Raw genomic sequence first — 8,230 nt, forward strand, 5'->3', positions numbered from 1 at the left:
AAGAGCCCTCTCCTTTTATTATCCTTTGTTCATCCTCGAATCGTTTGCCAGGGCTACCCTATATGCTAATAGTTATCGCATTGAATTATTCCCATTTTATGCAAATGGAAGGGTTTTAATTGCCAAAAAAAGGCGTTCAAACTATACAGTATTTTATCTAATGTGCTATACTATTTATATAATTTTTGGTTAATTGTATAACTCATATTAGGGGGAAATGGAATGAAGGCTAGAGTTGCAATCAATGGATTTGGTCGTATCGGGAGAATGGTATTCCGGAAGGCCATCAAAGAAGACAACATGGAAATTGTAGCGATCAACGCCAGCTATCCTGCGGAAACACTAGCGCATTTAATAAAGTATGATACTACTCATGGACGATTTGAGGGGGAAGTCGTTCCACATGAGGATCATTTAGTCGTGGATGGGAAGAAAGTATTGCTGATTAATAACCGAAACCCGGAAGCTTTGCCGTGGAAAAGTCTTGAAATTGATATCGTGATTGAAGCAACTGGCAAATTCAATCATCGTGATAAGGCATCTCTTCATTTAACAGCTGGGGCAAAGAGGGTAGTGCTTACAGCGCCGGGTACAAACGAAGATGTCACAATTGTCATGGGTGTCAATGAAGAGCAATTGGATATCGCCAATCATTTCGTTATCTCTAATGCCTCGTGTACAACGAATTGCCTGGCTCCGCTTGCCAAGGTGCTTGATGAGCAGTTTGGCATTGATAATGGCTTGATGACAACGGTTCATGCCTATACGAATGACCAGAATAATATCGACAATCCGCATAAAGACCTGCGGAGAGCAAGAGCTTGTGCACAAAGTATCATTCCGACTACAACAGGTGCTGCCAAGGCTTTATCACTCGTTCTGCCACAATTAAAGGGCAAGCTGCACGGGACAGCGCTCCGTGTGCCGACGCCGAATGTATCTCTTGTGGACTTGGTCGTTGACTTGAAAACACCAGTTACGGCTGATGATGTCAACCGAGCATTGAAGAATGCAGCAGGCGGGAAGCTTGCTGGGATCATGGAGGTTTGCGAGGAACCGCTCGTTTCCATTGATTTCACCACCAATCCGCATTCAACCATTATTGACAGTCTGTCAACCATGGTGATTGGCGAACAAAAGGTAAAGGTCCTTGCTTGGTATGATAATGAATGGGGCTATTCATGCAGGGTTGTAGATTTAGTGAACCATGTAGCCCATTTACTCGTAAAGGAAAAAGCACAAGTAAGCTGAATAAGGATAGTAAAAACCGCTCCCGTATAAATGGGAGCGGTTTATTTTTGGACAACGAATATGGGAGGAAATACAATAATTGGCAGGGTTTTGTTGCAAAAACAACCTAAAAATTATATACTAAAAACCGTGAACTTCATATCCTGGCACTGGCTGCTTAAAGGGTTAGGACCTCGTAGGACTAACTTTCCCCCGTGGCAGTTGCGGCCAGAAACGAAGGTATCAAATTCGTTTAAATGCTTGAAGGGGGAATTAAATATGAAAACTATTGGTCGTCATGTCATTTCGGAATTATGGGGCTGTGATTTAACAAAGTTGAACGATATGAATAAGATCGAGCAAATTTTTGTAGATGCTGCACTTAGGTCGGGAGCTGAAGTAAGAGAGGTTGCCTTTCATAAATTCGCCCCCCAAGGAGTCAGTGGAGTCGTCATCATTTCTGAATCGCATTTAACGATTCATAGTTTTCCGGAACACGGTTATGCTAGTATTGATGTATATACTTGCGGTGACCTTGATCCGAACGTTGCAGCTAACTATATCGCTGATGCCTTGAATGCTCAAAAGAAGGAAACCTTTGAGATACCAAGAGGCATGGGGCCTGTTGCTGTAAGAAGAGTTCACGCCATGTAAATTCAACTATTTGAAAGGGATGCCGATTAAGAATCGCATCCTTTTTTTGACGAATCGCCGTATAATACAAAGCAGCTTTTGTCTATTTGAAACAAACACTTGTCCAAAAGGGCTTGTTTCTATAAGATAGAACTATAGAGAAAGGGACGGTGCTAATCGAAATGATATGTCCAACTTGCCACCATAACGGGACAAGAGTGCTCGATTCCCGGCCTGCGGATGAAGGTCGTTCCATACGCAGAAGAAGAGAATGTGAGTCCTGCGGCTACCGGTTTACCACGTTTGAGAAGGTAGAGGAAATACCTTTGATTGTGGTGAAGAAAGACGGTGCCCGTGAAGAATTCAGTCGTGAGAAGATCCTTCGCGGATTAATCAGGGCATGTGAGAAACGCCATGTTGCCTTGAAGGAACTAGAGGAAATCACGACAGAAGTAGAGAAGGAACTGCGAAATCAGGGCTTCTCCGAGGTGAAGAGCGACCATATTGGAGAGATGGTCATGGACCGTCTTGCTGAGGTGGATGAAGTCGCCTATGTAAGGTTTGCCTCTGTTTATCGACAGTTTAAAGATATCAACGTATTTATTAAGGAATTAAAGGAATTAATAAAAAAAGAAGATTAAAACAGGGCTGAAGGCAGTTTCTTTAGCTCTTTTTTGCCATTATCACTTCTTGCAGGCGAAAGGTTTGTAAATATGATGCAATATTCCTGGATGTTCGTAAACCCAAAAGATCGATATGTTGTCCTGTATAAGGATAAATTGTCAGAGATGGATCATAAGGTGATTCAGTATCTGTATCAGCCGCTGATCGGCGGTCTATCTATCTCGCTGTATTTGACCTTCCTTAACGAGGTGACTACCGGGATGATGTATTCAAAGCAGACCACCCACCGATGGCTGATGGATGTACTCGGAATGCCGCTTGATGACATCTATCAATGCCGCAGAAGGCTAGAAGGAATCGGCTTGTTAAAGACCTATAAGAAGGCTGCTGCCGAAGGAAATGTCTTTATTTATGAAATCATGCCTCCGCTCACGCCGGATGCATTTTTCCACGATGATCTATTGCCAATTTATCTTCAGCAAAAGCTCGACAGCAGACATTATGAGCGGCTCTTATCGATGTTTTCTGATAAGAAGATTCCAGATGATTATGAGGATGTTACTCACTCATTTACGGATGTATTTGAATCAGAGTTCAAGAATCCGAAGGAATTGGCTGAGCCGAAAACAACGACCCAAAATCAGTTCTTCTCTAAAGATGTGCAGGGATACAGCGCTAATTTCATCGAGCAATTTGACTTTGAATTATTATTCGCGTCCTTAAAGAGCAGCTTTATCTCGCGGAAATCCTTTACTCCAGCTGTTATGGAGGCGGTCGCGACGCTTGCCTATCTTTACAAGATAGGGGTTATGGACATGAGCAAGCTCATCCTCCGCTGTCAAAATGAGCATGAAGAGATAGATATTGACGAGCTGCGCAAAAGTGCGCGTGAGCTGTTCTTAATCAATCATGGTGAGGAAATGCCGGCTATTATTGAACGGGTGCAGCCGGAATATGAGCGCACCATCTTTGAGCCGAAAACGCCTGAGGAGCATTTACTTTATACATTTGAAACGACATCACCGCTGGAATTTCTAGTCAGCTTATCTGAAGGCGCTCTGCCATCAGAGAAAGATCTGGCGCTTGTTGAAAAGGTGATGGTTAATCAAAAGCTGCCGCCAGGCGTTGTTAATGTCCTTCTCCATTATGTCATGCTACGTTCGGATATGAAGCTTCAGGCAAGCTATGTGGAGACGATTGCCTCCCATTGGGCCCGCAAAAAGATTACGACCGTACGCGAAGCCTATGATACAGCCAAGAGTGAGCATAAGAAGTACCAAAAATGGGCCGATGAGAAGCAGAATAAAACGGCCAAAACAACGAATCGCCGCGTAAATACCTCCGGAAGGAAAGAAATGATTCCAGAATGGATGGATGACAAGAAGAAAAAGGAGCCAGCCGCTCAGACGGAGGATATTGCTGAGAGGGCGCGGAGACTGAAGGAACAAATACAAGGCGGAACTCAGCAGGGAGGTGAGAAGCAGTGAAGAATATACAGGACTCATTGAATAAGCTGGGGAATCGAGAGAGCTTCCAGAAAAGATGGGATGAAATGCGCAATCTGGTTTTGAGCAACCCGGATGTTCGCGCCTTTTTGCGTGAGCATGAGGATGAATTGACCAATGACATGGTTGAGAAGAGCATGAACAAATTGTATGAGTATGCGACTCAAACGAAGACATGTGATGAATGTCCATCGCTTGAAAGCTGCCGTAACTTAATTGGCGGACATACCCCGCGCTTATTCATCCAAGGAAAGAGAATTGATGTATCCTATGAGCCATGCCGCAAGAAACTCCTCCATGAGGAGAAGAACCGCCTGCGGAAGCTGATTCACGCGAGCCATGTGCCGAAGGAGATTGTGAATGCAACCTTCGCTGATTTATATATTGATGAGTATGTGACAGAGGCGAGAATTGAAGCAATCGAGAAGGCTAAGAATTTCGTCGATAATTATAAAAAAGGCATCCATAATAAAGGGCTCTATTTATACGGGGAATTCGGTGTCGGCAAGACGTATCTCCTCGGCGCCATTGCTAATGGCTTGTCAGAGGACGGCATCTCCTCCCATATTGTCTATTGGCCCGAGTTCCTGCGTGAGTTGAAAGGCTCCTTCGCTGAAAACACCTTCAATCAAAAGATCGATGCCCTTAAAGAGGTACAGGTCCTAATGATTGATGATATCGGAGCGGAGACCATGAGTGCGTGGGCCCGTGATGACGTGCTCGGTCCGATTCTCCAATACCGGATGCATGAGAATTTGCCGACCTTCTTTACATCGAATTTCAACTGGAAGGAGCTCGAACATCATTTCTCTTATACCCAACGAGGAGAAGAGGAGCGCGTGAAGGGGAAACGAATCATGGAACGTGTCCGGAATCTGACTGTACCAGTCGAGATGGATGGAAAGAACAGAAGAGAATAGAAATGGAGGCTGCCTTTGTTGGCAGTCTTTTTTCATACCTCATAATTTGATCCTGCCATTCTAAAGGAATGCATTGTCCCATATATATGGATTATAAAGTTTCGTTAAGTTTGGAGGGATTTGGTTGCTCACGGTGTATTTTGATTCACGGGAAGAACAAGCCTGCTGGCAAATGCGCTTGCAGAATAGTCGTCCAATCATCCAACAGGCAGTCTGTCCAGCCGAGAACGATGAACAAACGTTCATCTCCTTCCGCCTTGAACCGAATCAGGATCAGGCAGTCTGCCTTGCTTTGATAGAATTCTTATTCTCCTTTTTCTCATCTTATCATTTGGAGAGGAAAATCCGGGAAATCATTGAGGAACGCTATTTCTTCCAAGATGAGGATGAGGTGGAGCACATAGCGGAAATGGCTATGCTAATGTGGGAGGGGGAAGTTGTCTATCACGGAGCGAATAATCTTCCAAAGAAGGTAAGGCAAAGGATATTAGGCTTGTTCCAGGACATTGTCTCTGAACAAGTTCCTTTTTCCTATCAATCCTTATGGAATTTCCGAATGCGCTCCATACAGGATGATCTCGTTGCGCTCGTTGGTATTGCCATTGATGAATATAAGCTTGAACAGGATTATCAGGAGTTTATTTACCTGATTCGAGGGCTCCTTGAGGTAAGGCGTCCGCTATTAGAGGAGGTCCATCTCGTCTACAATGACGAATTCTTCTTTTATAATCAGCATTTTCAGCTCATATCCAAACGGAATCTTGCAAACACAATTGACCGTAAGCTGATGGCAGAAAATCCGATGTTCGTGGATTCCAATACGATTGCTCCTCTCGTTTCGATGGCGCCGCGGAAAATTTTTATTTATGCTGAAGATGAGGAAATTCGAATTATCCGGACGCTCCAAAAAATCTTTGAGGAACGGATTATTATTGCTCACCCTAGAAGCTTTGCTGAGCGTGTGAGGGAAGCGGGGGATACGAGATAATTTTATTCAACCTCCTTGCTTTTGTCATCATAAGCTTTTATAATTACCTACATACCAAACCTCATATAGAAGATAAGTTATGATAAGGACACGGGCATGATCAAACGCTTTGCGTTTAGAGAGGGAAGCCGCCGGCTGAAAGCTTCCTCGCAACAGCAGATATGCTTACCACCTTTGAACTTCAGTCAGGAACGCTTACGAAGGGCTAGTATTGGCTGACGGAGAACTCCGTTAACAGAAACTAAGTGTCGGCAGAAATGCCGGAATTTGGGTGGAACCGCGGGTATTATGACTAAATCCATAACAGCTCGTCCCTTGATATATATTGAGGGGCGGGCTTTTTATTTTGCAAAAAAAGGAGTGGCAGACATGGCCGAGAAAATTAACATTACATTCCCGGATGGAGCGGTAAAGGAATTTGATGCCGGGACAACAACTGAACAAATCGCTTCCTCCATCAGTTCAGGCTTAAAGAAAAAGGCACTTGCCGGAAAGGTGAACGGAGCCCTTTATGACCTGCGTAGACCAATCCTTGAAGATGCTTCTGTTGAAATCATCACACCAGACCAGCCGGAAGCACTTGAGATTCTTCGCCACAGCACAGCGCACTTAATGGCTCAAGCTGTGAAACGTATCTACAAAAACGTGAAATTCGGAGTAGGTCCGGTCATTGAAGGCGGATTCTACTATGATATGGATCTTGATGAGTCCATCACACCAGAAGACCTTCCGGTGATTGAGAAGGAAATGAAAAAAATCATCAACGCGAACCTTGAGGTTGTACGTAAAGAAGTCAGCCGTAATGAGGCGAAACGTCTCTTCGAAGAAATTGGTGATGAGTACAAGCTTGAATTGATTGATGCGATTCCTGAAGATGAAACCGTCACAATCTATGAACAAGGTGAATTCTTTGACCTATGCCGCGGAGTACACGTACCATCCACAGGCAAAATCAAGGAATTTAAATTATTGAACATCGCTGGTGCATACTGGCGCGGAGACAGCGACAATAAAATGCTTCAACGCGTATATGGTACAGCTTTCTTCAATAAAGCGGACCTTGATGAGCACCTTCGCCTCCTTCAAGAAGCGAAAGAGCGTGACCACCGTAAGATTGGGAAAGAGCTTGACCTGTTCATGAACTCCCAATTGATTGGACAAGGCCTTCCATTATGGCTTCCAAAAGGAGCGACAATCCGTCGCGTGATTGAGCGCTATATCGTGGATAAAGAGCAAAAGCTTGGATATGACCATGTATACACACCAATCATGGGAAGCGTGGATCTATACAAAACATCCGGACACTGGGACCACTACCAAGAGAACATGTTCCCTATCATGGATATGGATAATGAGCAGCTTGTCCTTCGCCCGATGAACTGCCCGCACCACATGATGATTTACAAAAATGACATCCACAGCTATCGTGAGCTTCCAATCCGTATTGCTGAGCTTGGCATGATGCACCGCTATGAAATGTCCGGTGCCCTTGCTGGACTGCAGCGTGTACGCGGGATGACATTGAATGATGCCCACGTCTTCGTTCGCCCTGATCAAATCAAGGACGAATTCAAGCGTGTCGTGAACTTAATTCTTGAAGTATACAAAGATTTCGGCATGGAGGACTACTCCTTCCGTCTTTCTTACCGCGATCCGGAAGATAAAGAAAAATACTTCGATGATGACGCAATGTGGGAAAGAGCACAATCCATGCTGAAAGAAGCCATGGATGAGCTTGGCCTTGACTATTACGAAGCAGAAGGAGAAGCAGCCTTCTACGGACCAAAACTAGACGTTCAAGTGAAAACAGCCCTTGGAAAAGACGAAACACTTTCCACTGTACAGCTTGACTTCTTGCTGCCAGAACGTTTCGACCTAACATATGTTGGCGAAGACGGCAAACAGCACCGTCCGGTTGTTATCCACCGCGGTGTCGTATCCACAATGGAACGCTTCGTTGCCTTCTTGATTGAGGAATACAAAGGAGCCTTCCCAACATGGCTCGCACCGGTACAGGTACAAGTCATCCCTGTATCTCCGGATGTACACCTTGATTACGCGAAGAAAATCGAAGCAGACCTCCAAGCAGCAGGACTGCGCGTAGAAGTGGACCTTCGCGATGAGAAAATGGGCTACAAAATCCGTGAAGCTCAAATGCTCAAGATCCCGTACATGCTCGTCATTGGTGACCAAGAACAAGAAAACGGCCAAGTCAATGTCCGCAAATACGGAGAACAAAAATCCGAAGTTATGCCTTTTGAAGACTTCCTTACAATCATCAAAGGCGAATTGAAATAACGAGTAGAGAAAGACCCAAATGCATGCGCATT

Annotated in this window: 7 protein-coding genes; all 7 read left to right on the plus strand. The window is 44.6% G+C overall.

What is annotated here, in order from left to right:
• Positions 1-222: 222 nt before the first annotated feature.
• The 7 genes from ACI35L_RS12880 (at position 223) to thrS (ending at position 8,198) form a co-directional block, all read left to right on the plus strand.
• Positions 223-1,251 (plus strand): glyceraldehyde-3-phosphate dehydrogenase, encoded by a 1,029-nt coding sequence (locus ACI35L_RS12880; protein WP_439803055.1) that lies wholly within the window; start codon positions 223-225, stop codon positions 1,249-1,251.
• 258 nt (positions 1,252-1,509) lie between these two features.
• On the plus strand, positions 1,510-1,884 hold the full coding sequence (gene speD / locus ACI35L_RS12885; RefSeq protein ID WP_049669908.1) for an adenosylmethionine decarboxylase: 375 nt from the start codon (positions 1,510-1,512) through the stop codon (positions 1,882-1,884).
• Between the two features lie 161 nt (positions 1,885-2,045).
• Entirely contained in the window at positions 2,046-2,504 is a 459-nt protein-coding gene (gene nrdR, locus ACI35L_RS12890; protein WP_049672785.1) for a transcriptional regulator NrdR, read from the plus strand.
• A 72-nt stretch (positions 2,505-2,576) separates the two neighbouring features.
• Positions 2,577-3,974 carry a replication initiation and membrane attachment family protein gene (locus ACI35L_RS12895; RefSeq protein ID WP_049669909.1) on the plus strand — a complete coding sequence of 466 codons (1,398 nt, stop codon included), beginning with the start codon at positions 2,577-2,579 and terminating at the stop codon, positions 3,972-3,974.
• Positions 3,971-4,912 carry a primosomal protein DnaI gene (gene dnaI / locus ACI35L_RS12900; protein WP_049669910.1) on the plus strand — a complete coding sequence of 314 codons (942 nt, stop codon included), beginning with the start codon at positions 3,971-3,973 and terminating at the stop codon, positions 4,910-4,912. The genes ACI35L_RS12895 and dnaI overlap by 4 nt, the downstream gene beginning before the upstream one ends.
• Before the next feature lie 133 nt (positions 4,913-5,045).
• Positions 5,046-5,900, plus strand: a complete 855-nt coding sequence (locus tag ACI35L_RS12905; RefSeq protein WP_439803056.1) for a putative sporulation protein YtxC — start codon at positions 5,046-5,048, stop codon at positions 5,898-5,900.
• A 369-nt stretch (positions 5,901-6,269) separates the two neighbouring features.
• Entirely contained in the window at positions 6,270-8,198 is a 1,929-nt protein-coding gene (gene thrS / locus ACI35L_RS12910) for a threonine--tRNA ligase (RefSeq protein WP_049669912.1), read from the plus strand.
• Positions 8,199-8,230 lie beyond the last annotated feature (32 nt).

Source organism: Pradoshia sp. (genome assembly GCF_051873915.1).
Taxonomy (GTDB): Bacteria; Bacillota; Bacilli; order Bacillales; family Pradoshiaceae; genus Pradoshia.

Coding starts and splice junctions, on each gene's coding strand:
- speD (WP_049669908.1), top strand. CDS start 1,510: ATGAAAACTATTGGTCGTCATGTCATTTCGGAATTATGGGGCTGTGAT.
- thrS (WP_049669912.1), top strand. CDS start 6,270: ATGGCCGAGAAAATTAACATTACATTCCCGGATGGAGCGGTAAAGGAA.
- nrdR (WP_049672785.1), top strand. CDS start 2,046: ATGATATGTCCAACTTGCCACCATAACGGGACAAGAGTGCTCGATTCC.
- ACI35L_RS12880 (WP_439803055.1), top strand. CDS start 223: ATGAAGGCTAGAGTTGCAATCAATGGATTTGGTCGTATCGGGAGAATG.
- ACI35L_RS12895 (WP_049669909.1), top strand. CDS start 2,577: ATGATGCAATATTCCTGGATGTTCGTAAACCCAAAAGATCGATATGTT.